Raw genomic sequence first — 25,267 nt, forward strand, 5'->3', positions numbered from 1 at the left:
GTCTGTCTAATTGAAAGGACGTGACTCTGTGGACGGTGCACATAAATTTTACAATGTTTCAGAGAGACATTTAAATTTTGATATGGTCTTTAGCCGTATTTGTAGTTTCATTGAAAAGGATCCACGAAATTTATATCGATTATCCATTGGGACAGACTCGCAAGCACATCAAAAGGATACGAGGTTTATTACAGCAATCCATATTCATCGTGTTGGAAAAGGTGCCTGGGGTTGTTTACACCATAGATCAGTAAAAGATAAGCCAGCAACCTTACGTGAGAAAATATATTTAGAAACGCAGTTTAGTCAAGAAATCGCATGTCTATTTACACCTACTCATATACAAACAATATGGGAGTTATTGCATCCTTATGCTCAAGATGGGGCTGGATTCATAATGGAAATTCATTTAGACATTGGGAATGATGGTTTAACAAAGGAATTTATTTTAGATATGACAGAAAAAATTCGAGCGATGGGATTAACTGCAAAAATTAAGCCGGATGCTTATGCGGCGTTTAGCTATGCAAATCGATATACGAAATGACTTTTTGTATGTTTACAATTGCTACATATCTTTTGGTAAAAACTGAATATTACATCTATTAAATAGGTTAAATTTTTTATATAATAAGAGTAACGATGCGATTGTAAGGAGAGGGGTATATGCAAAGGGAAGTTGTTTTAACGAAGGAAGAAGAAAGTTTACTACTAGATATTTTATTTCAGCAAAATTATGCAAGTGAAATTTTAGCTGTGGAACTTACAGATATTGAGAATGGTTTGAAACAGACGGATGTGATGCAATATAAAAAAATCACAAGGTTATTTTACAGATTAAAAAATAAAGGGTATTAAGCGCTACCGGAATGGTAGTCTTTTTTTTGTGCTGTATGCTAAAATAGCTGTGTGATTGTATTTTTATTGAAATAAATTTAGGACAAAATAATAATATGAAAACGCTGTCATAAAATGTGAATAGAGTTATGAACATAAGCAGGAAAAAGGGAAAATGGGGGATGTAATATGATTAGTATTCCGAAAGACGAATTTCAACAAATTCTTGTGAAGGATTTAATGATTTCATCGGAAAAAGTAGCTCATGTCCAAATTGGAAATGGTTTAGAACATGCTTTACTCGTTCTTGTGAAATCTGGATATTCGGCGATACCTGTCTTAGATCCAATGTATAAATTACATGGTTTGATTAGTACTGCCATGATATTAGATGGTATGTTAGGATTAGAGCGTATTGAGTTTGAAAGACTTGATGATATGAAAGTAGAGCAGGTGATGAAGGAAGATATACCTTTTCTTAAATTAGAAGATTCATTTGCAAAAGCTTTAGAAATGACAATTGATCATCCTTTTATTTGTGCTGTTAATGAAGAAGGCTATTTTGAGGGGATTTTAACACGTCGTGCTATTTTAAAATTGTTGAATAAGAAAGTAAGGCAACATAATCGATAACGTGAGAAAAGTGACTTCATAGAAACGAAGAAGTCACTTTTTTTCGTGCATATCACTTGTGTATGTATTATATTTAAAAAGACATAAAACATAAGGAAAGTTTGCGCTGGAAAATTGTATTTTCTGAATGAAAGCTTGTTGAAATAAGGTGTATGGAAGCTAAGGAAAGAGGGAGAAAGTTGCAAATTGATGATTTTCAAATGATGGTTGTGTTAGCTCAGGAATCAAATATGAGAAAAGCGGCGGAACGTTTATTTGTTTCCCAACCTGCGCTGAGTCAACGATTACAATCTATGGAGAAACAATGGGGAATGAAGTTTTTTATTCGCTCACAAAAAGGATTGACAATTACACCTGAAGGGGAAAAAGTTGCAAATTATGCCAAAGAAATGTTGCAAAAGGAAGAGGATATAAAAAGTGAGCTAGCTGTTTTTAGAACGGAAACTCATGGAACGTTAAAAATAGCTGTTGCATCAGTTATTGGTCAATATTGGCTTCCTCCTGTTTTGAAAAAGTTTGTGCATAAATATCCTTCTGTAAAGATATCGCTGTTTACTGGATGGAGTAGTGAAGTGCAAAAGCAGTTTTATGAAGGAGACGTTCATGTTGCTATACTGAGGGGAACACAAGAATATAAAGGTCAAAAGCAAAAATTATTTGAAGATGAACTGTATTTAGTTGATAAAGAAATAAAAGATATTTCGATGCTAAAAGAAACAAATAGGCCGTTCATTCAATTTAAAAGTGACTCGACTTATTATGGACAAATACAAAATTGGTGGTATGGTTTATTTTCTAATCCGCCTAAGCGAACGATTGTAGTTGACCAAATTGAAACATGCAAACAACTTGTTTTAAATGGTATAGGTTATGCCCTTTTACCTTCTACTGTTTTAAAGGAAGTACAGGAAAATATGTATAAAACACCTGTTCAATTGACGAGAGAAACATGGTTGTTAACAAGTGACTCAGCAAGGCAGTTGAAGCAAGTACAAGCATTTTTAGAAATTATAGAAGAAATTCAAAGGGAAAAATAAGATTATTATCTTGCTACTCGCTCTTTCGTTTGGTAGAGTAACATTATAAATGGATTTAGGAGGCAACAAGAATGAAAATGATGGACGCTAACGAAATTATTTCGTTTATTCAAAAAAGTGAAAAGAAAACTCCTGTAAAGGTATACATAAAAGGGGATTTAAAAGAAGTAACATTCCCTGAAACAGTACAAGCATTTGTGAATAAAAAATCAGGTGTATTATTCGGAGAATGGTCTGAAATTAAGACAATTCTTGATGAGAATAATAAGCACATCGTTGACTACGTTGTAGAAAACGATCGTCGTAATTCTGCAATCTCAATGCTTGATTTAAAAGGTATTAAAGCTCGCATCGAGCCCGGTGCTATTATTCGTGACCATGTTGAAATTGGTGACAACGCTGTAATTATGATGAATGCAACAATTAACATTGGTGCTGTAATTGGTGAAGGTTCTATGATCGACATGAACGCAGTACTTGGTGGACGTGCAACAGTCGGTAAAAACTGTCACGTAGGTGCAGGTGCTGTACTTGCAGGTGTTATTGAGCCACCTTCTGCAAAACCAGTTATCGTTGAAGATGATGTAGTAATCGGTGCAAACGTAGTTGTTTTAGAGGGTGTTACAGTAGGTAAAGGTGCAGTTGTAGCAGCGGGAGCTGTTGTAACAGAAGATGTGCCTCCATACACAGTTGTTGCAGGTACTCCAGCACGTGTAATTAAAGAAATTGATGAGAAGACAAAAGCAAAAACAGAAATTAAACAAGAGCTTCGTCAATTAAACCCAGAGAAATAAAAAGAAAAAAAAGCGTAAGAGCGTAAATGGGCTCTTACGCTTTTTATAGATAGAGGTGCAAAAATGACAGTAAGCAAATTTGTCCAAATTCGTAGAGATCTACATAGAATTCCAGAAATTGGATTTAAGGAATGGGAAACACAACAGTATATTTTAGATTATATAGGAACACTTTCTCTTGAATTTGTGGAAGTGAAGACATGGAAAACGGGTGTAATCGTTAAAGTAAATGGAAAAAATCCAGAAAAAATAATAGGTTATCGTGCAGATATAGATGGTCTGCCAATTACAGAGGAAACTGGATATGAGTTTGCTTCTATTCATGAAGGAATGATGCATGCATGTGGCCACGATGTACATACAACAATCGGTTTAGGCCTTCTAACGAAAGCTGTGAGCGAAAGAATAGATGATGACCTTGTATTTCTATTCCAGCCAGCAGAAGAAGGACCAGGCGGTGCTCTTCCTATGTTAGAAAGTGAAGAGTTAAAAGAATGGAAACCAAATATAATTCTTGGTCTTCATATTGCACCAGAATACGCTGTAGGGACAATTGCAACGAAAGAAGGACTGTTATTTGCTAATACTTCAGAATTATATATTGATTTAAAAGGGAAAGGTGGCCATGCTGCCTATCCGCATACTGCAAATGATATGATTGTTGCAGCGAGTCATCTTGTTACACAGCTTCAATCCGTTATTAGTCGCAATGTAAATCCTCTTGATAGTGCAGTAATTACAATCGGGAAAATTACAGGTGGTACGGTTCAAAATATTATTGCAGAAAAATCTCGTTTAGAAGGAACGATTCGAACATTATCAGTGGAATCAATGAAGCGTGTGAAAAGCAGAATTGAGGCAATTGTTGCAGGTATCGAAGCTTCTTTCCAGTGTGAGGCGATTATAGATTACGGAGCAATGTATCATCAAGTATATAACCATGAAGAGTTAACAAGAGAGTTTATGCAATTTGTACATAAACAAACAGATATGAATGTTATTACATGTACTGAGGCAATGACAGGTGAAGATTTTGGTTATATGCTTCGAGAAATCCCTGGATTTATGTTTTGGCTTGGAGTAAATTCAGAATATGGTTTACATCATGCAAAATTAAAACCAGACGAAGAAGTGATTGAAAAGGCAATTACATTTTTAAGCCAATACGTAAAGTGGAAAGGGAATAGAAAATAAAACTTCCGCTTTATTGAAGGTTCCAAAAAACTTTTTGTTATGAGGTGTAAGTAACGCTCGTATAGAGTGATTTTAGACATTTACATACAAATGAAAGAATAAAGTTAATTGGACTGTTTTAATAATGAGCAGGGGGTTTTTAGCCACTGCTCATTATTAATTATTTGACTAACTTATATATGTTTACTTTTAGTATGAAAAGTGTGTAAAATCAATGTGAAACATAGAAAAAAGGGTGGGGAATTACGTGCAAATTAGCAGTGCGATTTTATGTTTCGTCTTATATGCGTATGTTATTATTGCGGCGGTTTATTTTGGGATAAGTTTTTATGCCTATCGTCTAGTAGATAATAATGAATATGACGAAACATACAAATGGGTGAAGAGATATTTATCACCTGTACTAGAAATTATGAATGGGTTTGTGCTCTTTTTATTTATTGGATTAATTGCTTTCTCAACGAGTTTAGTAGGGAATAAAACTACGTTATTTGTATTGGGTATCATTATTTTTATGCTGTTAGGAATAAGGATTGGTAATACGGTCTTTTGGAATGAAAGAAAAGTAGATGGTTGGACGGGAATGTTAATTCCGTGTATGTTAGCTGCAATCGTGACAAATATAGAACATGAATATTATCAATTACATTTTTGGCTCATTATCGTTTTAACAATTCTTTCTGTTTTGTATATAAGCACAGTAGTACTAACATATATTGCACATGAAAAAGGAGATGTTAAAGGCACTCGTTTCTTTAGAGGACGGGCATTATTTTGGAGTGTGCCGACGATGGCAGTTATCGCGCTTATTGCGATATTAGTAAATGGATATCAATTTTCTAATTGGCAACTATTTTTAGAAAATTGGTGGATCTTTATCTTTTCGTTTATTGCTTTTTTAGGTGCAACGCATTATTTATTTCATCAACATCATTACATATGGGCGTTGTTATTTGCATTCATACAGCTGCTATTTGCCTTTTTTGGTCAAGAAACATTATTATTCGTTTTTGAAACATTTAGTTCGTTTGGAAATATATTTGTATTTGCTATGTTACTTGTTGGTATCGCTTTTTACTTGCAACAATATTTTTATATACAAAAACAAAAATAAGAGCTAATTACAGTTTTTGTGACGCATATAAAGTGTGTTACACTGAAAATAAATAGTACTTGAAGTTATTGGAGGAATTCCTGTGGGTGAGAAAGAAAAAGAGTTTGCTGTCATTGGACTTGGTCGCTTTGGTGGAAGTATTTGCCGAGAACTAGCTCAATTAGGTATGGAAGTAATGGCAATCGATTCAGATGAGGATAAAATTAATGAATTTGCAAATATAGCTTCGCATGCTGTAATTGCAGATTCAACAGATGAGATGGTATTAAAAAGCCTTGGTATTCGAAATTTTGATCACGTAGTCGTTGCTATTGGAGATAATTTAAATTCAAGTATTTTAACTACTTTGATTTTGAAAGAATTGGGTGTAAAAAATATTACTGTAAAAGCTCAAAATGATTATCATGAAAAAGTGTTAAGTAAAATAGGTGCAGATCATATTGTGCATCCAGAACGTGATATGGGAAAAAGGATTGCTAATAATATTGCATCAAGCAATGTGTTAGACTACCTTGAGCTTTCAGATGAGCATAGTATTGTAGAGATTATTGCGAATAAAAAAATTGATGGGCACTCTTTAATTGAATTAGATATTCGTGCGAAGTTTGGATTGAATATTGTAGCAATTAAACGAGGTAAAGAAGTTATCGTATCCCCTCGGGCTACGGAGAATATTCAAGCAGGAGATATATTAATTGTCATTGGTCATGACGATGAAGTGGATCGATTTAAACACTTTTTAAGATAAGAGAAAAGAAAAGGACAATGCCTTCATAGCATTGTCCTTTTTCTTATATTTCCATAATGATTGGTAAAATCATTGGACGGCGTTTCGTTTTCTCATATAGGAATGGAGCTAATGTGTCTGTAATTTCATTTTTAATTTCAGACCATTGTGTTGTTTTACGCTCCATTACTTTTTCTAAATGAGTTGTAATTAATGTTTGTGCATCATTGATTAAATCGCTGCTTTCACGCATGTAAACGAAACCGCGTGAGATGATATCAGGTCCTGCTGCAACTTTAAATTCTTTCATATCAATGCTTACAACTACAATTACAAGTCCTTCTTCAGAAAGGATACGACGATCTCGTAATACGATATTGCCGATATCCCCAATACCGTTTCCATCAATGTAGACCGAACCAGATGGGATTTTTCCAGCTACGCTAGCTTCATCAGAACGTAAAGCAAGAACATCGCCATTATCCATAATGAAGCAATTTTCTTCAGGGATACCACAATCATTTGCTATGTTCATGTGCATACGCTGCATACGATATTCACCATGAATTGGCATGAAGTACTTCGGTTTAATTAGACGTAACATTAACTTTTGTTCTTCTTGCCCACCGTGTCCACTTGTATGGATATTTGAAAGTTTCCCGTGAATTACATCAGCGCCAGCGCGGTACAACATGTTAATTGTACGACTTACGCTAATTGTATTTCCTGGAATTGGTGAAGAAGAGAAAACAACTGTATCTCCAGGAATAATTTGAATTTGGCGGTGTGTACCGTTTGCAATACGTGAAAGTGCTGCCATCGGTTCACCTTGACTACCTGTACATAAAATAACAACTTTATTAGCTGGTAAGCGGTTTAGTTGAGATGCATCTATGAATGTATCTTTCGGGCAACGAATATAACCAAGGTTTTGTCCGATTTCAATCGCTGCTTCCATACTTCGACCAAACACAGCTACTTTACGGTTGTTTTCAACAGCAGCTTCAATAACTTGTTGTAAGCGGTGAATATTTGATGCAAAGGTTGCGAATATAATCCGTCCGTCTACTTTACGGAAAATGTCTTGAATGCTATCACCAACGCGACGCTCAGACATAGTAAAGTTTGGAACTTCACTGTTCGTACTATCAGATAATAGACATAGCACGCCATCTTTACCGATTTCAGCCATTTTTGTTAAATCAGCTGGTTCACCAACTGGTGTGAAATCAAATTTGAAATCACCTGTATGAACAACTTGACCTTGAGGTGTTTTCACAACAACGCCGTACGAATCTGGAATACTGTGAGTTGTACGGAAGAAGGATACAGACGTTTTTTTGAATTTAATAACGTCATCTTCTTGAATTTCGTAAAGTTTTGCTTTACGAAGTAAGCCGTGTTCTTCTAATTTGTTTTTGATGAGTGCAATTGCTAATTTTCCGCCGTAAATCGGGATGTTCACTTGACGTAATAGGTAAGGGATTCCGCCGATATGATCTTCGTGACCATGTGTAATGAATAACCCTTTAATTTTATCTTCGTTTCGCACAAAATAAGTGTAGTCTGGTATTACATAATCGATTCCGAGAAGTTCGTCCTCTGGAAATTTAATTCCAGCATCAATTATAATAATTTCATCTTGAAATTGAACAGCGTATGTATTTTTACCGATTTCACCAAGCCCACCGAGAGCAAATACAGCAACTTGGTCGTTTTTTAGAAATTTCATATCGCTATACGATTTCCGCTAATGTTAAATCAGCGTTTTCTTTTTCATATTCAAGATGAGCGCCAGTAACAGACTGAACAAACTCGATATTATATGCGAACTTATTTAATTTTGTACGAACATCCTTTTCAGACGTAGCCTCTAAATATAAAACTTTTGTATTTTCACGTACTGGAACCTCAGTTAATTTTTCTTGATAAAATACTTTAAAAATCATTTGGAAAACCTCTCCTTGTCTATGTTTTGCATTATCTGTTACTTATTATAAAGCAAACAGTCACGATTTTCATGTTTTTTCGAATGAGAATGAAGAAAAAGCCCGAAATGGGCACAATTTAAGCGATTGTCTTTTTACGGACTAGACCGTTTAAATAACGCTTGAGCTTTTTCTTCAGCTTCTTCAGCATGATTACTCCTTCCTTTCCTTATTTTAAACATGCATATTACTAGTGAAAATTCTATCTCTGATATAAGAGATAGGACAAAAGTGAATGGTGAGTCTTGTCCTTTCCCATACAGTGAAAGTTATTCTATAGTAACGATTAGTAGCCGTTAGTTATAGGTATAGTATGAGGAAGAATGGAAAAGAAAATTCATCCGAACAAGTATCCACATGTTTTACTAATATATATATGCAAAGTTTACAAATAAGGTCAGAAAGGGAACGCTTTCTTCACAGATGTTTAATATGTTATACTTTTTTTTAGAATTTGAAAAGTGATATTCAAAATAGGAATATAGAGTGCCAGAAAGGATTTTGACAAATGAATGATAAAATTGTCTTTTTTGATATTGATGGAACATTATTAGATCATGATAAAAAAATTCCACAATCTACACGAGATGCAGTAAAACAGTTACAAGAAAAAGGTGTACATGTAGCAATTGCGACAGGGCGCGCGCCATTTATGTTCGAAGATATTCGTAAGGAACTTGATATACATAATTATGTTAGTTTTAATGGACAATACGTTGTCTTTGAAGATGAGGTAATATTTAATAATCCGTTACATCCAGATTCTTTACATAAGTTTACTCAGTTTGCAAAACAAGAAGGATATCCACTTGTATATCTTGACCATCAAGATATGAGAGCATCAGTGGAATATCATGATTATGTGAAAGAAGGCTTTGGAAGCTTAAACTTTGAGCATCCACCATATGAGCCTAATTTTTATGAGGAACGTAATATTTATCAAACACTACTTTTTTGTGAAGAAAATGAAGAGGAAAAGTTTATTAATCATTATCCAGATTTTCATTTTATTCGTTGGCATGCGTATTCAATGGATATCATTCCGAATGGTGGTTCTAAGGCAAAAGGAATTGAGAAATACATTGAAAAGTTAGGTTTTAATCGTGATCAAGTGTATGCATTTGGAGATGGTTTAAATGATTTAGAAATGATCGAAGCCGTTGGCACAGGTATTGTGATGGGAAATGGCCATGAAGACTTGAAAAAACTTGCAAATCATGTGACAAAGGATGTTAGTGAAGACGGTATATATCATGGACTAAAGTGGGCTGGATTGCTATAAGTGAATATGGAACCCATTTCATAATAAAGAGGCGGAAGATTAACTTCCGCCTCTTTATTATTATCGCTCTAGAGGTTTGGAATCATCAGGAGCGGCAAAAGGATTTTCTTTATTGATATGGTCATAGAACATAACGCCATTTAAATGGTCAATCTCGTGTTGGAATACGATTGCTGGTAAACCTTTTAAACGTAATTTTACTTCTTCCCCGTTAATAGAAGTTGCTTTTACTGTAATTCTTGTATAACGAGGAACATAACCAGGTACTTCGCGGTCTACAGATAGACAGCCTTCACCGCCCTGTAAATATGTACGTTCAACAGAATGGCTAATGATTTTTGGATTGAATAATGCATGGCTATATAATGTACCGTCCGCATCGGTTACATGAACTGCAATCATTTTTTTTGAAACACCGATTTGCGGAGCCGCTAATCCGATTCCAGGGCGTAAACTATATTTTTCAGCCATTTCAGGATCTTGGCTATTTATTACAAATTCAATCATTTCTTTTAGGGTAGTTGTATCTTTTTCGCTTGCCGGTAATGAAACATCTTCTGCAACGTTGCGCAAAATAGGATCTCCTTCGCGAATAACATCTTTCATTGTAAGCATATGTAATCTCTCCTTTTCTCTTTAGTCTACCAAAGGAGATGGAAAAAGTCATCGGCAAGAAAGGGAAGGTATTTTGGAAATCGTTCTATTATAGAGTATTTATGTATGTGATAAACAGAAAAAGACGGCAAAGCCGTCTTTTTCTTTCCATAGTTGTTTCGTTTTACATTAGCGAATGCAAGCAGCACCAACGATAATTAAAAGAATAAACAACACAACGATTAAGGCGAAGCCGCGTCCAGACCCGCCACAAGAACCGCCATAACCGTAGGAAGGATATGAACAAGTTGGATAGCAATATGAGTATCCGTACATGAGATGACCTCCTTTATCATTTCCCGCTAATACTGCGGTTACTATAATGTATGGAAGAGAGGGTAGAAATGTATAGGTATTTACCTAAAAAAGGAAGGATAGTTTGTATATTTTTGTTACGAAGAGAGAAAAACTAAAGAGAATTAAATCGTTTACATATTATTCTAAGAGAAAAAATAAGTGAAAAAGGGAATAATATAACAGTAGGTCAATGCTTACTAATACAGATGTAAAAAATAAAAACACGTTTGTGTAGTAGAAACCTGCATATTATTTATAAAAAAACGTATTCAAAGTAATTGACATCGTAATTAGAATAGTTGTAAACTAAAAAACGTGATCAAGATTGTATTAATATGTTTCTGAAAAAACATTAGTACAGATTGTTAGGTACACAAAATTATTCTCAACCGACAGATAAACATGTTGGTTTACATCGTTGCGCTTTTTAAACTGGAAAATAGCCAGTGAAAGCGTTTCAGAATATGGTTCAAGAGAGGAAGAGGTGAACGGAATGGGTACTAAAACAAAAAAGACCCTATTTAATGTTGATGAGCAAATGAAAGCTATCGCAGCTCAATTTGAAACATTACAAATTTTAAATGAAAACGGTGAAGTTGTGAATGAAGCAGCTATGCCTGAATTATCTGATGATCAATTAAAAGAATTAATGCGTCGTATGGTGTATACTCGCGTATTAGATCAACGTTCTATTTCTTTAAACCGTCAAGGACGTTTAGGTTTCTACGCACCTACAGCTGGACAAGAAGCTTCTCAATTAGCGAGTCATTTCGCACTTGAAGCAGAAGACTTCATCTTACCAGGATACCGTGATGTACCACAATTAGTATGGCACGGACTTCCATTATATCAAGCATTCTTATTCTCTCGTGGACACTTCATGGGTAACCAAATGCCTGAGAATGTAAATGCATTAGCTCCACAAATCATTATCGGTGCGCAAATCATCCAAACTGCTGGTGTTGCGTTAGGTATGAAACTACGTGGTAAAAAATCTGTTGCAATTACTTACACTGGTGACGGTGGTGCTTCACAAGGTGACTTCTACGAAGGTATGAACTTTGCAGGTGCATTCAAAGCTCCAGCAATCTTCGTTGTTCAAAACAACCGTTATGCAATCTCTACTCCAGTAGAAAAGCAATCTGCAGCTAAAACTGTAGCACAAAAAGCAGTAGCAGCAGGTATTTACGGAATTCAAGTAGACGGTATGGATCCATTAGCTGTATACGCAGCAACTGCTTTCGCTCGTGAGCGCGCAGTAAATGGCGAAGGTCCTACTTTAATCGAGACTTTAACATTCCGTTACGGTCCACATACAATGGCTGGTGATGACCCAACTCGTTACCGTACAAAAGATATCGAAAACGAATGGGAACAAAAAGACCCAATCGTACGCTTCCGTAAGTTCTTAGAAGCTAAAGGCCTATGGTCTCAAGAAGTTGAAGAGACAGTAATCGAAGAAGCAAAAGAAGATATCAAACAAGCAATTGCTAAGGCTGACCAAGCTCCAAAACAAAAAGTAACTGATTTAATGGAAATCATGTACGAAAAAATGCCTTACAACTTAGCTGAACAATATGAAATCTACAAAGAAAAGGAGTCGAAGTAAGCCATGGCTCAAATGACAATGATTCAAGCAATCACTGATGCTTTACGCGTTGAAATGAAAAATGATCCTAACGTACTTGTATTTGGTGAAGACGTTGGTGTAAACGGCGGTGTATTCCGTGCTACTGAAGGTTTACAAGCTGAATTTGGTGAAGATCGTGTAATGGATACTCCACTTGCAGAGTCTGGTATTGGTGGACTTGCAGTTGGTCTTGCACTTGAAGGATTCCGTCCAGTTCCAGAAATCCAATTCTTCGGTTTCGTTTTTGAAGTAATGGATTCAATTTCTGGTCAATTGGCTCGTATGCGTTACCGTTCTGGTGGACGTTGGACTGCTCCAGTAACAGTTCGTTCTCCATTTGGTGGTGGTGTTCATACTCCTGAACTACATGCTGATAGCTTAGAAGGATTAGTGGCTCAACAACCTGGTCTAAAAGTTGTTATTCCATCTACTCCATACGATGCTAAAGGTCTTTTAATCTCTGCGATTCGTGACAACGATCCAGTTATCTACTTAGAGCATATGAAATTGTATCGTTCATTCCGCCAAGATGTACCAGAAGGCGAATACACAATTGATTTAGGCAAAGCTGATATCAAACGTGAAGGTACAGATGTATCTGTTATCGCTTACGGTGCTATGGTTCACGCTGCATTAAAAGCTGCTGAAGAACTTGAAAAAGAAGGTATCTCTTTAGAGGTTGTTGACTTACGTACAGTTCAACCATTAGATATCGAAACAATCATCGCTTCTGTTGAAAAAACAGGTCGCGTAGTTGTAGTTCAAGAAGCTCAAAAACAAGCTGGTATTGCAGCTAACGTTGTAGCGGAAATTAACGACCGTGCAATCTTAAACTTAGAAGCTCCAGTTGTACGTGTTGCAGCTGCTGATACAGTATTCCCATTCTCTCAAGCAGAGAGCGTATGGTTACCAAACCACAAGGATATTGTTGAAGCTGTAAACAAAGTAATGAACTTCTAATTTTTAGTTTTTCATGTGCAAAAGAAATCAGCACATGCTGGTTTCTTTTGCACATATTCCATAATAATGAAATGAATCAGGGGGCTGAATTCCGTGGCATTTGAATTTAAACTACCAGATATCGGTGAAGGTATCCACGAAGGTGAAATCGTAAAATGGTTTATTAAACCAGGCGATGAAGTAAATGAAGACGATGTACTTCTTGAAGTACAAAATGATAAAGCAGTAGTAGAAATCCCTTCTCCTGTTAAAGGTAAAGTACTTGAAGTACTTGTAGAAGAAGGAACAGTTGCAATCGTAGGAGATACATTAATTAAATTTGATGCTCCTGGATACGAAAACCTTAAATTTAAAGGTGACGATCATGATGAAGCTCCAAAAGCTGAAGAAGCAGCAGTAGAAGCTCCAGCAGCGGAAGCTACTCCAGCAGCAACTGCAGAAGTAGTAAATGAGCGCGTAATCGCTATGCCATCTGTTCGTAAATACGCTCGTGAAAAAGGTGTAGACATTCATAAAGTAGCTGGTACTGGTAAGAATGGCCGTATCGTAAAAGCTGACATCGATGCATTTGCAAATGGTGGACAAACTGTAGCAGCAACTGAGGCTCCAGCAGCAGTAGAAGCTACTCCAGCAGCGAAAGAAGAAGCACCAAAAGCACAACCAATTCCAGCTGGAGAATATCCAGAAACTCGTGAGAAAATGAGTGGTATCCGTAAAGCGATTGCGAAAGCAATGGTTAACTCTAAGCATACAGCTCCTCACGTAACATTAATGGATGAAGTTGATGTAACTGAGCTTGTTGCTCACCGTAAGAAGTTCAAAGCAGTAGCAGCTGACAAAGGTATTAAATTAACTTACCTTCCGTACGTTGTTAAAGCTTTAACATCTGCATTACGTGAATACCCAATGTTAAACACTTCTTTAGACGATGCATCTCAAGAAGTAGTTCATAAACATTACTTCAACATCGGTATCGCAGCTGATACAGACAAAGGTCTATTAGTACCAGTTGTTAAAGATACAGATCGTAAGTCTATCTTCACTATTTCTAACGAGATCAACGATCTTGCTGGTAAAGCACGTGAAGGTCGTCTAGCTCCAACTGAAATGAAAGGTGCTTCTTGCACAATTACAAACATTGGTTCTGCAGGTGGACAATGGTTCACTCCAGTTATCAATCACCCAGAAGTAGCAATCCTTGGTATCGGCCGTATCGCTGAAAAACCAGTTGTGAAAAATGGCGAGATCGTTGCAGCTCCAGTATTAGCATTATCTCTAAGCTTTGACCATCGTTTAATTGACGGCGCAACAGCTCAAAAAGCGTTAAACCAAATTAAACGTCTATTGAATGACCCACAATTATTAGTAATGGAGGCGTAATAACAATGGTAGTAGGAGATTTCCCAATTGAATTAGATACAGTCGTTGTTGGTGCAGGTCCTGGTGGATACGTTGCGGCAATTCGTGCAGCACAATTAGGTCAAAAGGTAGCAATTATTGAAAAAGCTAACCTTGGTGGCGTATGCTTAAACGTTGGATGTATTCCTTCAAAAGCGTTAATCAATGCAGGTCATCGTTATGAGAATGCAATGCATTCTGATGACATGGGTATCACTGCAGAGAACGTAAAAGTTGACTTTACAAAAGTTCAAGAATGGAAAAACGGCGTAGTTAAGAAATTAACTGGCGGTGTTGAAGGCCTTCTTAAAGGTAACAAAGTTGAAATCATTCGCGGTGAAGCTTACTTCGTAGATGCTAACACATTACGCGTTATGACTGAAGATGCAGCTCAAACTTATACGTTTAAAAATGCTGTTCTTGCAACTGGTTCTACACCAATCGAAATTCCAGGATTCAAATACTCTAAACGTGTTATCAACTCTACAGGTGCTTTAAGCTTACCTGAAATTCCTAAAAAACTTGTTGTAATCGGCGGCGGTTACATCGGTATGGAATTAGGTACTGCATATGCTAACTTCGGTACAGAAGTTACTGTAGTAGAAGCTGGCGACGAAATCTTAGCTGGTTTCGAAAAAGCTATGAGCTCTGTTGTTAAACGTGCTCTACAGAAAAAAGGTAACGTAAATATCCATACAAAAGCTATGGCTAAAGGCGTTGAAGAAACAGAAACTGGCGTAAAAGTTAGCTTTGAAGTTAAAGGTGAAATCCAAACTGTAGAAGCAGATTACGTATTAGTAACTGTAGGTCGTCGTCCAAACACTCAAGAAATCGGTCTTGAGCAAGTTGGAGTTAAAATGACTGACCGCGGCATCATCGAAATCGATGAGCAATGTCGTACAAATGTACCAAACATCTATGCAATCGGTGATATCGTTCCTGGACCACCATTAGCTCACAAAGCTTCTTACGAAGGTAAAGTAGCTGTAGAAGCAATTAGTGGCCATGCATCAGCTATCGATTACATCGGAATTCCTGCAGTATGCTTCACTGATCCAGAATTAGCATCTGTTGGTTACACTAAAAAACAAGCTGAAGAAGCTGGAATGACTGTAACTGTATCTAAGTTCCCATTCGCTGCTAACGGTCGTGCATTATCATTAAACAGCACTGACGGTTTCCTACAACTTGTAACACGTAAAGAAGATGGTCTTCTTGTAGGTGCTCAAGTTGCAGGTGCAGGTGCTTCTGATATTATCTCTGAGATTGGTTTAGCTATCGAAGCTGGAATGACAGCTGAAGATATCGCTCAAACAATCCATGCTCACCCAACATTAGGTGAAATCACAATGGAAGCAGCTGAAGTTGCTCTTGGAATGCCAATTCACATTGTAAAATAATTTAAGTAATGTAAATAGCCCCTCTCTTATTGTAAGAGAGGGGCTATTTTTATTTTCATCAAATGACTTGCAAGGTCTTTAAACGTACTTGTCGAATGAATATATAATACTTTAACAAATGATTTAGGCGTAACTTACTTCAAAGGTAATATATATCATCCTATAATATGTAATTGATTCAAACTTAACCCCATATATTAATAAAATAGAGCATGTCAAAGGAGAAGGTTCCATGAAAATATTACATGTTATATTTTATCATTTACTACTATGGAGTGGCTTTTCCACTGTATTAACATTATCGAATGGTGATAAGTTTCATTATAAAGTTATTCTTTTTTTCGTATTCCTGTATTTAGCCTATGTAATAGCATATTTTGTATTACACGTAAGAAAGCAAGCTTTATTTCTTACATGTTCGAATTGTATACTATTTTTAATCATATTATCTATTTTTTAAATTAACGTTTATAAAAATACATTGTTCTTCCATTAAATAATTGTAACTCTCCTTCTAATTTCTTCGCTAAAAAACGGCAAAATTCATTCGCTTTCCCTTTGTCACCATATGTTGCATTAGGTGGTAAAGAAACTTGGATGAAAGATTGTTCATTTTCTATACCAACACCAATATAAATTAAGTCATACCGGTCGTGATTGGATTGAAGTTTTAATGTTGTTGCTGATGTATCTAAAATTTCATAAGGAAAAGCGGTATTTGTATACGGGTAATTAATTTGGGCACCAGTTTTAGAAGTAACTGTTTTATAATAATGAAAAAGTTGTTTTATATCATCTATTGAAACAGATTGTTGATTGGATTTAGGTACAAGCGTAATAAAGGCATGTTGCATATAAGTTCCCCCTAACTTAGTAGAATACTATTATTCTACATCCTACTGAATTTTTTGACAATTAAAAGGAGTATTACATGTTTTGTTTAATATACTAGTAATGAAACGTGATGTAGAAAGGTGGAAACCAATGTTTGAAAAATTGTATGATGAGCATGAAAGTGTGAAGGTACGATTTTTAGGGTTTATGACACATGATACACGTTATGATTTTGGTGTTATTTATACAAATATGTTTTTTGGAAAACCGCTCATTGTTTGTATGCAAACAGGAAGGTCTACTTTACTCGGAAGAGATGATGTAGAGAATGTTCAATATATACAGGAGATTTTTAAATTAGGGTCAGAAGAGGAAGCGAAGGAGTTAGCTCAGTTTTTCAAATTTCTAGTTCCGTCAACTTCTTTACATGCGGAATATGAAGAATAATTAATGTGAAACAGTCGTACTTATAAATATGGCTGTTTTTTATTTGAATATCGCATACTAATTAAAATTTAAAATATTTAATGTGTTATACTAAAAACCTATTGACGTAAAAAGTATAACATATTAAAATAAAGACAGAAAGTTAAGCGGTTACAAAAAAGTTTTTGGGATTATAAACTTAGGGGGAAATGAAAAATGGGAACAATCGTATGTCAAGATTGTGAAGGTACAATTGCACACTTCGAAGATGAGAAAGTAACGGTACTTTACGGGAAATGTGGATCTTGCGGATGTGATCACACAGAGCATACAAAAGCCCAATAATTGATAGGAAATGGACAGCTAAAAGTTTTTAGGACCATAAACTTAGGGGGAAATAAAAAATGGGAACAATCGTATGCCAAGTATGTGAAGGAACAATCGGACATTTTGAAGATGAGAAAACGACGGTACTTTACGGAAAATGTGGAACAAATTGTGACTGTGCTAGAAAAGATAATGCGAAAGCTTAATGATAAATAAATAGATTACTATTAAAACTCAGGGGGAAATGAAAATGGGAACAATCGTATGCCAAGTATGTGAAGGAACAATTGGACATTTTGAAGATGAAAAATCAACAGTACTATACGGGAAATGTGGATCTCATTGCGAATGTGACCATAAAGAACATACAAAAGCTTAATAATAAGAAAAAGCGCCTACATGTGTAGGCGCTTTTTTAATAAATTGTAGTTGTATGGCCAACTGTTGCAACGATTGCATCATCTCTAATTGGAATAAAGCTTATGGATGTCTGTGGTGTACTAGAAGAAGCGTATTGGCTCATTATACGGCTATCGATACGGGTAATAGTATCGGTCAAGAAAGCTGAAATAAAAGCGTAAGGGACTCGTCGTTCATTTAATGAATAAATAATTTCTTCTTTTGTTTTTACACCTACGCCATGTCCGTAAAAAAAGAAATTTCCTAAATAGATTGTGTTTTCTCCTTGCCACTCAATCGTAGCTGGATTCACTTGTGGGTTTTTAAAGTAAACGAGGTCACCTGGAACAAGATCGCCACCGGTTTTTGTTATGAGCCTTAGATCTTGATCGTAGTCCCATGTATAAAGTAAAAGGTTTGCAAATAGACGATTGAAAGTTTCTTCCTCATACAATGATAATAAAGCTTTATAAAAAATAATGATCATAGCGGTTGCACATTCAGTTCCATATAGTTTTCCGTTTTTGAAAATATCTTGTATGGCAATAGAAGGTGGTATGTTTGGAAGAAGCTCGAATCCTCCAAGGGATGTTCTTTTCCAATACTGGGGGTTGCAAAAGGATTGTTGAAATGTGCGAAACTGAAATCCACTTTGAAAAAGTTCTAGTGCAGAGATAATAATATTAACTCGTAAATTGAGATCAAAGCTGAGTTCATCAGCTGTTCGGAAGGAATAAACTTCTTGATTTCCTGCCATTATTGATAAAATTTGTTGTTTCTCTGCTGCAAATGGCTCATATTCATTTGTAATATAAGGATGTACAATAGAACGGCCTATTACAATCATAATAGTATCCCCACCTATACGTTACATTCTTTAGTATCGTATGAAGAATAGGAAAAAAGGTGAAAAAAAAGCCTATCAACTGATAGGCTTGTACTCTTTAATAACACGTAATGTTTGTAATGTCATATCTTCAGGACCTTGTACAGGTAAACCTGCTTCTAAGTTTTTACGAATATACTCTAAGTTTTCTTGTGTAATAATTTCCCCCGGAGTAAAGATTGGAATCCCTGGCGGATAAACCATAACAAAATCAGCTATAATACGACCCGCTGCATTTTCAAATGGAATGACTTCTGTTTCCGAATAAAAAGCATCTCGAGGAGAAAGTGCTAGCACTGGAATTTCTGGAATCTCTACTTGTACTTGAACACCTTTATCTGCCCTATTTCTAAATGTTGCTGCTAAATCTTGTAATGCTGCAATAAGTGTATTTGTATCACTTTCTGTATCTCCCAAAGTGATAAGACATAGTATGTTGTATAAATCTGAGAGTTCTACTTCAATGTTATATTTCTCTCTAAGCCATACTTCAGCTTGGTGGCCGGTAATACCTAAATCTTTTACAGATACAATTATCTTTGTAGGATCATAGTTAAAGGTAGCATCTGTACCTAACATTTCTTTTCCAGGACAGTAAAGATGCTCAATAGAATTTATAGCATCACGAACATGTTCAGCTAATTGTATTGTTTGTTCTATGAGTGCTGTTCCTTCTGTGGCAAGACGTTTTCTGGCAACATCAAGTGATGCTAACAAGATGTAAGAAGTTGATGTAGTCGTAAGCATGCTAATAATAGATTGGACATGCTTTACATTCACCAAGCCTTCTTTCACATTAAGAATAGAACTTTGAGTTAAAGAGCCTCCTAATTTGTGGACACTTGTTGCTGCCATGTCTGCACCAGCTTGCATCGCCGACATCGGCAATTTATCGTGAAAATGAATATGAACACCATGAGCCTCGTCGACTAGTACAGGGATGTCATAAGAATGTGCTAATTGTACAATCTGTTCTAAGTCTGCAGCAAACCCAAAGTACGTTGGATTAATAACAAGTAAGCCCTTTGCATCTGAGTGCTCTTCAAGTGCTTTTTTGACAGATTGAATTGTGATTCCATGAGAAATACCGAGCTTCGGATCGATTTCAGGATGCATGAAAATCGGTTTTGCACCTGAGAAAATAATAGCTGACATTACTGATTTATGCACGTTTCGTGGTACTAGGATTTTGTCACCAGGACCGCAAACGCTCATCACCATTGTCATAATAGCGCCACTTGTACCTTGAATAGAAAAGAAAGTATGATCTGCACCGAATGCAGCGGCTGCTAAATCCTGTGCTTCTTTAATCATACCTTTTGGATGATGTAAATCATCGAGTGGCGCAATATTAATTAAGTCAATTGCTAATGCATTATGCCCAATAAATTCGCGAAATGTAGGATCCATGCCCTGTCCTTTTTTATGACCAGGAATATGGAATTGAATTGGATTTCGCTTACTGTGCTCAACTAAAGCGGTAAACAATGGTGTTTCGTATTGGGACAATCTATACACCCCTTCTTCTTCATAATATTTAGTATAATTTGTTTTATATAATCCTGCTCTAAAAAAGGTAAGTCTTTTTTTAGAATGAGGCTTGTTTTTCTGCCATTCAAAAAATCGTTTTGAGATGGTAGCTTCACTTTATTTTCTATAAAACAAAAGCATTATATCACCAATAATTATAGATGTATAGAAAAAAATGTTTTTAAGGTGAGTATGTTTAATAGTTAGCCTCAACTAATGAATAGAGGAAGACAATTCCATTAAAATGAATAAATAGTGTATAATGCAGAGTGGCTATAATGAATAATAAAATATTCTCTTTAAGATAGCATAATGAAACAAGAAGAAATGATAAATGAGGTGCGAAATGGAATATCAATATCCGTTAGATTATGATTGGTCAAATGAGGAAATGGTTACAATTGTGAAGTTTTATGAAGCGATTGAGAAAGCTTATGAAAAAGGAATTATAAGAGAAGAATTAATGGGTTTATATCGTCGTTTTAAAGAGATTGTTCCATCGAAAGCAGAAGAAAAGAAAATTGATAAAGAGTTTCAAGAAGTAAGTGGATACTCTATATATCGTGCTATTCAAAGGGCAAAGGAAGTTGAAGAACAAAAGGTTGTAAAAATATAAAAATATTTTGAAAAATAAAAACTGAAGTGATATAATGTGATAACAACTAAAAACGGACAATATAAATTGTCCGTTTTCTACTATCGATTACAAAGTGCATATAAAGGAAGGAGTGGTTGCATCGTAGATTCAATCTTAGCAAGGAATTGTTCGTTGGTCATTGCTGAAAACTCCTCTGGTGATATATGAATACCAACTAATAATTCTGCTTTTTTTACAGTAGCTAGTCGTTCAATCATCTTTTGTAAGTCTTCGGTTTCAAGTGTTTTATGTAATTTCACACTTGGTTTAGTATGGTCAATGGACCAAACGAAGTCATTTGGAATATTTGTTTTTAAATCATTTAAATGTTCTAAGAAGGCATGAGCCGTCTCAACTTTTTGTGGACACTCATAGATTAAACCAAAGTATATGAAGGCATGAGTACCCCATAAGCCGATTTGGAAATGCGGTAGCATTTTATATCCTCGTTTATTTGTTGAAAAAGCAACCCAAGTATCGTTTGGTGGATTGACTTTCCGTCGTGCGTGTTTTGCAACATGATAAAAAAAGTTCTCATCAGTGTGTTTGGATAAGTATTCTGCAAATTGTTCCCCTAAAGCTTCTAGCTTAGGATGAATGTTCGTTTTAATTGCACTCATTCGTTCTTCGAGACCATCAACTGTAAAGACATCAAAATCAGTTGACTTGAATGTTTGTATTGTCATGATTGTTCCTCCAACTCCTATTTTGCTTTTATTTTAGCATAGCTTGTACTATTCATAAAAAAAACAGCACAAAAAAATTAAAATAAAAAATATAATTTTGTTGCATAGATGATTTATCCAACATAGTATAGTATAAAACAAAAAATCAGAAAATTGAATTAATTCTAGTCCGAGGGCAGACGAATATTGGGAGGAGGCAAATAATATGAGACAGGTGATTAATGCGTTAAAGAGAACAGATGCCGAAAAGAGAATACCGGTGCTACGTTTGGAGCTAGATTATGAATTAGCAACTTTATATGATGCGATGATGGAAGATGATAAACAGAAAAAAGAAGAGTGTGTACAAAAGTTAGAAGTGTTAAGACTTGAAATGATTCGTTTAGAAGCGTAATAATAGTATATGTATAAAAAATTAGTTGGTGCGAACCTTATAAAGGGTTCGTTTTTTCTGTGAACAGTATAGATCGGAGTGTTTAAACATGCAAGAAGTATGGAAAGACATCGATGCACACGCCAAACGGTGGATTCGGGATGCAGGAGAGCATTTGATGGCATCAATGAAAAAAGCACTTATTATAGAAACAAAATCAAATGCAGCTGACTTAGTTACAAATATGGACCGAGAGATAGAACGGTTTTTAATTGGGAAAATTAAAGAAACATTCCCGAATCATAATATTTTAGGAGAAGAGGGTTATGGAGACGAGATAACGTCTTCTGGCGGGGTTGTTTGGTTAATTGATCCAATTGACGGTACGATGAACTTTGTTCATCAAAAAAGAAATTTTGCGATTTCAATTGGTATTTATGAGAACGGTATCGGAAAGATTGGACTTATTTATGATCCAGTGCACGATGAACTATATCATGCAGTCAAGGGATCCGGAGCTTTTTGTAATGATATATCAATTCCTCCATTGGAAAAAGGAACTGTAGAGCAAGGTATTGTAGCTTTAAATGCGATATGGCTTACAGATAATCCATTGCTTAATATGGAAAGTATGATGGCACTTGTTAAGAAAGCAAGGGGCACGAGATCATATGGCTGTGCAGCACTAGAGATGATATACGTTGCAACAGGAAGAATAGATGCATATGTAACGCCGAGATTATCACCATGGGATTTTGGCGGAGGACAGATAATTGTAGAAGAAGTTGGAGGTAAGGTGACGACATTCTCTGGAGCGCCACTTTCTATCATAGAGAAGAGCAGTGTGTTAGTTGCAAAACCAGGAGTGTATGAAGAAGTGTTATCGTTTATATTAGAGCAACAAAAAAAGTAAGAGGCTGTGTATAAGCTTCTTACTTTTTAGCGTTATTGTGATTTGCGCATTTTTCTTTTTGTTACAAAACCGTACCCAACTGCAACAAATGTGCCGATAATGCAAATAATAATACCGATTGGACTATTTTCAGCAATCATAATGCCGATACCGATTAAGAAAATAACACCGATAATTGCGGTTAATAAAAAGCGATATTGAATGTGTTCCATTTCTTCACCCTCCAATCTCATTTTACTTTCACAAAAGTAAGAATACAACTATATTTTCATTCTTGCTTTTATTTTAATTGCTATTGTATCCCCTTCGCTCTTATAATAGAGAAGGATTAAAAAGACATTAGGAGTTGGACATGTTGAAAAAACGACAAGATTTACGTAATATAGCAATTATTGCCCACGTTGACCATGGTAAAACAACACTTGTTGACCAGTTATTACGTCAAGCGGGGACTTTCCGTGCGAACGAACACGTTGAAGAACGCGCAATGGATTCAAATGATCTAGAAAGAGAACGCGGTATTACAATTTTAGCGAAAAATACAGCGATTCACTATGAAGATAAAAGAATTAACATTTTAGATACACCAGGTCACGCTGACTTCGGTGGAGAAGTAGAACGTATCATGAAAATGGTTGATGGTGTTTTACTTGTTGTTGATGCATATGAAGGTTGTATGCCACAAACACGATTTGTTTTAAAGAAAGCTCTTGAGCAAAACTTAACTCCAATCGTAGTTGTAAACAAAATTGACCGTGACTTCGCTCGTCCTGATGAAGTAGTTGATGAAGTAATCGACTTATTCATTGAGCTTGGTGCAAACGAAGATCAATTAGAGTTCCCAGTTGTATTTGCATCAGCAATGAACGGAACAGCAAGCTTAGATTCAAACCCAGCAAATCAAGAAGAGAATATGAAATCATTATTTGATACAATTATCGAACATATTCCAGCACCGATTGATAACAGTGAAGAGCCACTTCAATTCCAAGTAGCACTTCTTGATTACAACGACTATGTTGGACGTATTGGAGTTGGACGCGTATTCCGCGGTACAATGAAGGTTGGACAACAAGTTGCTTTAATGAAAGTTGACGGAAGTGTAAAACAATTCCGCGTAACGAAATTATTCGGTTACATTGGATTAAAACGTCAAGAAATCGAAGAAGCAAAAGCTGGGGACTTAGTAGCCGTTTCTGGTATGGAAGACATTAACGTTGGTGAAACGGTATGTCCGGTTGAGCATGAAGATGCGTTACCATTACTACGTATTGATGAGCCAACACTACAAATGACGTTCCTTGTAAATAACAGCCCATTTGCAGGTCGTGAAGGTAAATACATTACATCTCGTAAAATTGAAGAGCGTCTTCGTTCACAATTAGAAACAGATGTAAGTTTACGTGTAGATAATACAGAGTCTCCTGATGCGTGGATCGTATCTGGACGTGGGGAACTACATTTATCTATCTTAATCGAAAACATGCGTCGTGAAGGTTATGAATTACAAGTATCTAAGCCAGAGGTAATCATTAAAGAAGTTGATGGCGTAAGATGTGAACCTGTAGAGCGCGTACAAATCGATGTACCTGAAGAATACACTGGTTCTATTATGGAATCTATGGGTGCACGTAAAGGTGAAATGTTAGATATGGTGAATAACGGAAACGGTCAAGTGCGCCTTACTTTCATGGTTCCAGCACGTGGTTTAATTGGTTACACAACAGAATTCTTAACATTAACTCGTGGTTACGGTATTTTAAACCATACATTCGATTGCTACCAACCAGTACACGCTGGACAAGTTGGTGGACGTCGCCAAGGTGTTCTAGTTTCACTTGAAACAGGAAAAGCATCACAATACGGTATTATGCAAGTTGAAGACCGTGGTGTAATCTTCGTTGAACCAGGTACAGAAGTATATGCTGGTATGATTGTTGGAGAACACACTCGTGAGAACGACTTAACAGTTAACGTTGTGAAAATGAAACAACAAACTAACATTCGTTCTGCGACGAAAGATCAAACTTCAACAATGAAGAAACCACGCCTAATGACTTTAGAAGAATCATTAGAGTACTTAAACGATGATGAGTTCTGTGAAGTAACTCCAGAATCAATTCGTCTGCGTAAAAAGATTCTTGATAAGAGTGAGCGCGAAAGAGCTGCTAAGAAAAAGAAATCGGTTGAAGCGTAAAAACAAAAAAACAACGACCTTTATAAAAGGTCGTTGTTTTTTATTTTGTTTATTTTTTAGAATATTTACTCTTTTTTGTGGACAGTATTTTTTTTGCGAGTTACTCTTGTATTA

31 protein-coding genes are annotated in these 25,267 nt (G+C 35.8%); 22 read left to right on the plus strand and 9 right to left on the minus strand.

What is annotated here, in order from left to right:
• Positions 1-28 precede the first annotated feature (28 nt).
• From ASE54_RS06550 to ASE54_RS06585, 8 genes are all read left to right on the plus strand, one after another.
• The gene (locus tag ASE54_RS06550) at positions 29-547 is read left to right on the plus strand and encodes a ribonuclease H-like YkuK family protein (RefSeq protein ID WP_000348492.1); all 519 of its coding nucleotides are present in this window, start codon (positions 29-31) and stop codon (positions 545-547) included.
• A gap of 119 nt (positions 548-666) precedes the next feature.
• Entirely contained in the window at positions 667-858 is a 192-nt protein-coding gene (gene abbA, locus ASE54_RS06555; protein ID WP_001188692.1) for an antirepressor AbbA, read from the plus strand.
• 168 nt (positions 859-1,026) lie between these two features.
• Positions 1,027-1,470 carry a cyclic-di-AMP-binding protein CbpB gene (gene cbpB, locus ASE54_RS06560; protein ID WP_000623573.1) on the plus strand — a complete coding sequence of 148 codons (444 nt, stop codon included), beginning with the start codon at positions 1,027-1,029 and terminating at the stop codon, positions 1,468-1,470.
• Between the two features lie 152 nt (positions 1,471-1,622).
• Positions 1,623-2,507, plus strand: a complete 885-nt coding sequence (locus tag ASE54_RS06565; protein ID WP_003261853.1) for a LysR family transcriptional regulator — start codon at positions 1,623-1,625, stop codon at positions 2,505-2,507.
• Positions 2,508-2,578: 71 nt separating this feature from the next.
• Positions 2,579-3,301 carry a 2,3,4,5-tetrahydropyridine-2,6-dicarboxylate N-acetyltransferase gene (gene dapD, locus ASE54_RS06570; protein WP_000783242.1) on the plus strand — a complete coding sequence of 241 codons (723 nt, stop codon included), beginning with the start codon at positions 2,579-2,581 and terminating at the stop codon, positions 3,299-3,301.
• A 63-nt stretch (positions 3,302-3,364) separates the two neighbouring features.
• Positions 3,365-4,495, plus strand: coding sequence for an N-acetyldiaminopimelate deacetylase (locus ASE54_RS06575; protein WP_000218667.1), 1,131 nt, complete (start codon positions 3,365-3,367; stop codon positions 4,493-4,495).
• 247 nt (positions 4,496-4,742) lie between these two features.
• Entirely contained in the window at positions 4,743-5,609 is an 867-nt protein-coding gene (locus tag ASE54_RS06580; protein ID WP_001167320.1) for a hypothetical protein, read from the plus strand.
• Between the two features lie 82 nt (positions 5,610-5,691).
• Positions 5,692-6,357, plus strand: a complete 666-nt coding sequence (locus ASE54_RS06585) for a TrkA family potassium uptake protein (RefSeq protein WP_000504032.1) — start codon at positions 5,692-5,694, stop codon at positions 6,355-6,357.
• A 43-nt stretch (positions 6,358-6,400) separates the two neighbouring features.
• Here ASE54_RS06585 and rnjA read toward each other — a convergent pair whose 3' ends face one another.
• Together rnjA and ASE54_RS06595 are read right to left on the minus strand one after the other, a co-directional pair.
• On the minus strand, positions 6,401-8,068 hold the full coding sequence (gene rnjA, locus ASE54_RS06590) for a ribonuclease J1 (protein WP_000670375.1): 1,668 nt from the start codon (positions 8,066-8,068) through the stop codon (positions 6,401-6,403).
• Positions 8,069-8,072: 4 nt separating this feature from the next.
• A complete protein-coding gene (locus ASE54_RS06595) occupies positions 8,073-8,285 on the minus strand; it encodes a DNA-dependent RNA polymerase subunit epsilon (protein ID WP_000576435.1) in 213 nt (70 codons plus the stop codon).
• A gap of 547 nt (positions 8,286-8,832) precedes the next feature.
• Here ASE54_RS06595 and ASE54_RS06600 point away from each other — a divergent pair.
• Positions 8,833-9,606, plus strand: a complete 774-nt coding sequence (locus ASE54_RS06600; protein ID WP_000998270.1) for a Cof-type HAD-IIB family hydrolase — start codon at positions 8,833-8,835, stop codon at positions 9,604-9,606.
• Between the two features lie 60 nt (positions 9,607-9,666).
• Here ASE54_RS06600 and def read toward each other — a convergent pair whose 3' ends face one another.
• Both def and ASE54_RS06610 read right to left on the minus strand, forming a co-directional pair.
• Positions 9,667-10,221 carry a peptide deformylase gene (def, locus tag ASE54_RS06605; protein ID WP_000957043.1) on the minus strand — a complete coding sequence of 185 codons (555 nt, stop codon included), beginning with the start codon at positions 10,219-10,221 and terminating at the stop codon, positions 9,667-9,669.
• A gap of 168 nt (positions 10,222-10,389) precedes the next feature.
• Entirely contained in the window at positions 10,390-10,536 is a 147-nt protein-coding gene (locus ASE54_RS06610; protein ID WP_000274562.1) for a YjcZ family sporulation protein, read from the minus strand.
• A 514-nt stretch (positions 10,537-11,050) separates the two neighbouring features.
• Here ASE54_RS06610 and pdhA point away from each other — a divergent pair.
• The 5 genes from pdhA to ASE54_RS06635 all read left to right on the plus strand — a co-directional run bounded on the left by pdhA (position 11,051) and on the right by ASE54_RS06635 (position 16,405).
• Positions 11,051-12,166 (plus strand): pyruvate dehydrogenase E1 component subunit alpha, encoded by a 1,116-nt coding sequence (gene pdhA, locus ASE54_RS06615; RefSeq protein WP_000536895.1) that lies wholly within the window; start codon positions 11,051-11,053, stop codon positions 12,164-12,166.
• 3 nt (positions 12,167-12,169) lie between these two features.
• A complete protein-coding gene (gene pdhB, locus ASE54_RS06620; protein WP_000068163.1) occupies positions 12,170-13,147 on the plus strand; it encodes a pyruvate dehydrogenase complex E1 component subunit beta in 978 nt (325 codons plus the stop codon).
• 93 nt (positions 13,148-13,240) lie between these two features.
• A complete protein-coding gene (gene pdhC, locus ASE54_RS06625; protein ID WP_000863421.1) occupies positions 13,241-14,527 on the plus strand; it encodes a pyruvate dehydrogenase complex dihydrolipoyllysine-residue acetyltransferase in 1,287 nt (428 codons plus the stop codon).
• Between the two features lie 5 nt (positions 14,528-14,532).
• Complete coding sequence (gene lpdA, locus ASE54_RS06630) at positions 14,533-15,945, plus strand: dihydrolipoyl dehydrogenase (RefSeq protein ID WP_000260104.1); 1,413 nt, start codon at positions 14,533-14,535, stop codon at positions 15,943-15,945.
• Positions 15,946-16,177: 232 nt separating this feature from the next.
• Complete coding sequence (locus ASE54_RS06635; protein WP_000697469.1) at positions 16,178-16,405, plus strand: hypothetical protein; 228 nt, start codon at positions 16,178-16,180, stop codon at positions 16,403-16,405.
• 1 nt (position 16,406) lies between these two features.
• On the opposite strand, the gene ASE54_RS06640 is transcribed toward ASE54_RS06635, so the two are convergent.
• Positions 16,407-16,799 carry a DUF1885 family protein gene (locus ASE54_RS06640; protein ID WP_001163294.1) on the minus strand — a complete coding sequence of 131 codons (393 nt, stop codon included), beginning with the start codon at positions 16,797-16,799 and terminating at the stop codon, positions 16,407-16,409.
• Positions 16,800-16,929: 130 nt separating this feature from the next.
• Here ASE54_RS06640 and ASE54_RS06645 point away from each other — a divergent pair, with 130 nt between their 5' ends.
• The 4 genes from ASE54_RS06645 (at position 16,930) to ASE54_RS06660 (ending at position 17,911) form a co-directional block, all read left to right on the plus strand.
• The gene (locus ASE54_RS06645) at positions 16,930-17,226 is read left to right on the plus strand and encodes a DUF3055 domain-containing protein (protein WP_000462038.1); all 297 of its coding nucleotides are present in this window, start codon (positions 16,930-16,932) and stop codon (positions 17,224-17,226) included.
• A gap of 195 nt (positions 17,227-17,421) precedes the next feature.
• Positions 17,422-17,550, plus strand: coding sequence for a GapA-binding peptide SR1P (locus ASE54_RS06650; RefSeq protein WP_000536778.1), 129 nt, complete (start codon positions 17,422-17,424; stop codon positions 17,548-17,550).
• 59 nt (positions 17,551-17,609) lie between these two features.
• On the plus strand, positions 17,610-17,738 hold the full coding sequence (locus tag ASE54_RS06655) for a GapA-binding peptide SR1P (protein ID WP_000536803.1): 129 nt from the start codon (positions 17,610-17,612) through the stop codon (positions 17,736-17,738).
• A gap of 44 nt (positions 17,739-17,782) precedes the next feature.
• Positions 17,783-17,911 carry a GapA-binding peptide SR1P gene (locus ASE54_RS06660; RefSeq protein WP_000536796.1) on the plus strand — a complete coding sequence of 43 codons (129 nt, stop codon included), beginning with the start codon at positions 17,783-17,785 and terminating at the stop codon, positions 17,909-17,911.
• A gap of 36 nt (positions 17,912-17,947) precedes the next feature.
• Here ASE54_RS06660 and ASE54_RS06665 read toward each other — a convergent pair whose 3' ends face one another.
• Together ASE54_RS06665 and speA are read right to left on the minus strand one after the other, a co-directional pair.
• On the minus strand, positions 17,948-18,778 hold the full coding sequence (locus ASE54_RS06665; protein ID WP_000635339.1) for a protein-glutamine gamma-glutamyltransferase: 831 nt from the start codon (positions 18,776-18,778) through the stop codon (positions 17,948-17,950).
• A gap of 75 nt (positions 18,779-18,853) precedes the next feature.
• Positions 18,854-20,326 carry an arginine decarboxylase gene (gene speA, locus ASE54_RS06670; protein WP_000084903.1) on the minus strand — a complete coding sequence of 491 codons (1,473 nt, stop codon included), beginning with the start codon at positions 20,324-20,326 and terminating at the stop codon, positions 18,854-18,856.
• Positions 20,327-20,693: 367 nt separating this feature from the next.
• Between speA and ASE54_RS06675 the strand changes: the two genes are divergently transcribed.
• Positions 20,694-20,963 carry a UPF0223 family protein gene (locus tag ASE54_RS06675; protein WP_000456553.1) on the plus strand — a complete coding sequence of 90 codons (270 nt, stop codon included), beginning with the start codon at positions 20,694-20,696 and terminating at the stop codon, positions 20,961-20,963.
• Between the two features lie 80 nt (positions 20,964-21,043).
• Here ASE54_RS06675 and ASE54_RS06680 read toward each other — a convergent pair whose 3' ends face one another.
• On the minus strand, positions 21,044-21,670 hold the full coding sequence (locus ASE54_RS06680; RefSeq protein WP_000155316.1) for a DUF1054 domain-containing protein: 627 nt from the start codon (positions 21,668-21,670) through the stop codon (positions 21,044-21,046).
• 205 nt (positions 21,671-21,875) lie between these two features.
• Here ASE54_RS06680 and ASE54_RS06685 point away from each other — a divergent pair, with 205 nt between their 5' ends.
• Both ASE54_RS06685 and ASE54_RS06690 read left to right on the plus strand, forming a co-directional pair.
• Positions 21,876-22,064 (plus strand): hypothetical protein, encoded by a 189-nt coding sequence (locus ASE54_RS06685; protein WP_001250164.1) that lies wholly within the window; start codon positions 21,876-21,878, stop codon positions 22,062-22,064.
• An 88-nt stretch (positions 22,065-22,152) separates the two neighbouring features.
• Positions 22,153-22,956 (plus strand): inositol monophosphatase family protein, encoded by an 804-nt coding sequence (locus ASE54_RS06690; protein ID WP_001158709.1) that lies wholly within the window; start codon positions 22,153-22,155, stop codon positions 22,954-22,956.
• 32 nt (positions 22,957-22,988) lie between these two features.
• Here ASE54_RS06690 and ASE54_RS06695 read toward each other — a convergent pair whose 3' ends face one another.
• Positions 22,989-23,168, minus strand: coding sequence for a DUF5325 family protein (locus tag ASE54_RS06695; protein ID WP_000400123.1), 180 nt, complete (start codon positions 23,166-23,168; stop codon positions 22,989-22,991).
• Positions 23,169-23,308: 140 nt separating this feature from the next.
• Between ASE54_RS06695 and typA the strand changes: the two genes are divergently transcribed.
• The gene (typA, locus tag ASE54_RS06700) at positions 23,309-25,153 is read left to right on the plus strand and encodes a translational GTPase TypA (RefSeq protein ID WP_000914761.1); all 1,845 of its coding nucleotides are present in this window, start codon (positions 23,309-23,311) and stop codon (positions 25,151-25,153) included.
• Positions 25,154-25,267: the final 114 nt, after the last annotated feature.

The organism is Bacillus sp. Root131 (assembly GCF_001429475.1).
GTDB lineage: Bacteria > Bacillota > Bacilli > Bacillales > Bacillaceae_G > Bacillus_A > Bacillus_A thuringiensis_S.

What these genes read in the sequence shown, in the direction of transcription:
- abbA (WP_001188692.1), top strand. Translation starts at nt 667, where the DNA reads ATGCAAAGGGAAGTTGTTTTAACGAAGGAAGAAGAAAGTTTACTACTA.
- cbpB (WP_000623573.1), top strand. Translation starts at nt 1,027, where the DNA reads ATGATTAGTATTCCGAAAGACGAATTTCAACAAATTCTTGTGAAGGAT.
- ASE54_RS06565 (WP_003261853.1), top strand. Translation starts at nt 1,623, where the DNA reads ATGGAAGCTAAGGAAAGAGGGAGAAAGTTGCAAATTGATGATTTTCAA.
- dapD (WP_000783242.1), top strand. Translation starts at nt 2,579, where the DNA reads ATGAAAATGATGGACGCTAACGAAATTATTTCGTTTATTCAAAAAAGT.
- ASE54_RS06575 (WP_000218667.1), top strand. Translation starts at nt 3,365, where the DNA reads ATGACAGTAAGCAAATTTGTCCAAATTCGTAGAGATCTACATAGAATT.
- rnjA (WP_000670375.1), bottom strand. Translation starts at nt 8,068, where the DNA reads ATGAAATTTCTAAAAAACGACCAAGTTGCTGTATTTGCTCTCGGTGGG.
- ASE54_RS06595 (WP_000576435.1), bottom strand. Translation starts at nt 8,285, where the DNA reads ATGATTTTTAAAGTATTTTATCAAGAAAAATTAACTGAGGTTCCAGTA.
- ASE54_RS06600 (WP_000998270.1), top strand. Translation starts at nt 8,833, where the DNA reads ATGAATGATAAAATTGTCTTTTTTGATATTGATGGAACATTATTAGAT.
- def (WP_000957043.1), bottom strand. Translation starts at nt 10,221, where the DNA reads ATGCTTACAATGAAAGATGTTATTCGCGAAGGAGATCCTATTTTGCGC.
- ASE54_RS06610 (WP_000274562.1), bottom strand. Translation starts at nt 10,536, where the DNA reads ATGTACGGATACTCATATTGCTATCCAACTTGTTCATATCCTTCCTAC.
- pdhA (WP_000536895.1), top strand. Translation starts at nt 11,051, where the DNA reads ATGGGTACTAAAACAAAAAAGACCCTATTTAATGTTGATGAGCAAATG.
- pdhB (WP_000068163.1), top strand. Translation starts at nt 12,170, where the DNA reads ATGGCTCAAATGACAATGATTCAAGCAATCACTGATGCTTTACGCGTT.
- lpdA (WP_000260104.1), top strand. Translation starts at nt 14,533, where the DNA reads ATGGTAGTAGGAGATTTCCCAATTGAATTAGATACAGTCGTTGTTGGT.
- ASE54_RS06635 (WP_000697469.1), top strand. Translation starts at nt 16,178, where the DNA reads ATGAAAATATTACATGTTATATTTTATCATTTACTACTATGGAGTGGC.
- ASE54_RS06640 (WP_001163294.1), bottom strand. Translation starts at nt 16,799, where the DNA reads ATGCAACATGCCTTTATTACGCTTGTACCTAAATCCAATCAACAATCT.
- ASE54_RS06645 (WP_000462038.1), top strand. Translation starts at nt 16,930, where the DNA reads ATGTTTGAAAAATTGTATGATGAGCATGAAAGTGTGAAGGTACGATTT.
- ASE54_RS06650 (WP_000536778.1), top strand. Translation starts at nt 17,422, where the DNA reads ATGGGAACAATCGTATGTCAAGATTGTGAAGGTACAATTGCACACTTC.
- ASE54_RS06655 (WP_000536803.1), top strand. Translation starts at nt 17,610, where the DNA reads ATGGGAACAATCGTATGCCAAGTATGTGAAGGAACAATCGGACATTTT.
- ASE54_RS06660 (WP_000536796.1), top strand. Translation starts at nt 17,783, where the DNA reads ATGGGAACAATCGTATGCCAAGTATGTGAAGGAACAATTGGACATTTT.
- ASE54_RS06665 (WP_000635339.1), bottom strand. Translation starts at nt 18,778, where the DNA reads ATGATTGTAATAGGCCGTTCTATTGTACATCCTTATATTACAAATGAA.
- ASE54_RS06675 (WP_000456553.1), top strand. Translation starts at nt 20,694, where the DNA reads ATGGAATATCAATATCCGTTAGATTATGATTGGTCAAATGAGGAAATG.
- ASE54_RS06680 (WP_000155316.1), bottom strand. Translation starts at nt 21,670, where the DNA reads ATGACAATACAAACATTCAAGTCAACTGATTTTGATGTCTTTACAGTT.
- ASE54_RS06685 (WP_001250164.1), top strand. Translation starts at nt 21,876, where the DNA reads ATGAGACAGGTGATTAATGCGTTAAAGAGAACAGATGCCGAAAAGAGA.
- ASE54_RS06690 (WP_001158709.1), top strand. Translation starts at nt 22,153, where the DNA reads ATGCAAGAAGTATGGAAAGACATCGATGCACACGCCAAACGGTGGATT.
- ASE54_RS06695 (WP_000400123.1), bottom strand. Translation starts at nt 23,168, where the DNA reads ATGGAACACATTCAATATCGCTTTTTATTAACCGCAATTATCGGTGTT.
- typA (WP_000914761.1), top strand. Translation starts at nt 23,309, where the DNA reads ATGTTGAAAAAACGACAAGATTTACGTAATATAGCAATTATTGCCCAC.